This window comes from Dellaglioa sp. CoH-56-MRSF-14 (assembly GCF_056782115.1).
The window spans coordinates 1-234 of the sequence record NZ_JBXAYB010000143.1 but is presented as its reverse complement, the minus strand read 5'-3'; the positions used below and the strand labels follow the sequence as shown (position 1 = coordinate 234).

The following is a 234-nucleotide window of genomic DNA, read 5'->3' as shown; positions in this document are numbered from 1 at the left end:
CTTATCTGACGAGGAAGAGGTCATATTTCGTGTTCCTCTCCAAGGTTCTGTAGCCGTTAGTGAAATAGGTGATGGGGTTCCTCGATCCATTAATGAGGCAACGTACACGCACCGACTCGTGCAGAGTGGGCCTGTACTCCAGCAGCTGGACACCGCGACCATCACGCGTGATGATCTGTGCCCCTGCCGCAGCCGCATCAATGTCGAATGGAAGCCGGTTCATCATTCCTCGCC

The 234-nt window shown here is 54.7% G+C and carries 1 protein-coding gene; it reads right to left on the bottom strand.

What is annotated here, in order from left to right; genetic code table 11:
• Position 1: 1 nt before the first annotated feature.
• A partial coding sequence (locus tag AC1RPX_RS08110) for a hypothetical protein (RefSeq protein ID WP_481763388.1) occupies positions 2–234 on the bottom strand: 233 nt, incomplete at its 5' end.